Origin of the sequence: Jeotgalibacillus sp. ET6 (genome assembly GCF_029667115.1) — a bacterium.
Classification (GTDB): domain Bacteria; phylum Bacillota; class Bacilli; order Bacillales; family Jeotgalibacillaceae; genus Jeotgalibacillus.
The window spans coordinates 1-257 of record NZ_JARUIU010000162.1; the positions used below are offsets into that span (position 1 = coordinate 1).

The 257-nt window shown below is 40.5% G+C and carries 1 protein-coding gene; it reads right to left on the minus strand.

Translation table 11 applies throughout. From position 1 onward, the window contains the following. Positions 1 to 107 precede the first annotated feature (107 nt). Positions 108 to 257, minus strand: a 150-nt coding sequence (locus tag P6709_RS20650; RefSeq protein ID WP_442905384.1) for a polysaccharide biosynthesis protein, incomplete at its 5' end; no start/stop codon positions are given.

Genomic DNA, 257 nt, shown 5'->3' on the forward strand with positions numbered 1-257 from the left:
TTATTTTGGTTTTTAAATAATGGTATCACGTTTCGTGTGCTCCCCTGAACTTTTCCAACGCGCACAGATGAAATTGGGGTGTTCCTGATGGTTTTGTTGTGCTGATTTTAAAGCTCGGCATTTGTTTTGTTAACTCCCTTGACGCTGGTGGGGTTAACCGTTTTATCCGTAGAGACTATAACAATTTTTTCTGCCCCTCTTTCATGAGCGCACTCCGCCATTATCCGTGTGCAAAATAATTTTTTTTTATTGGCTAC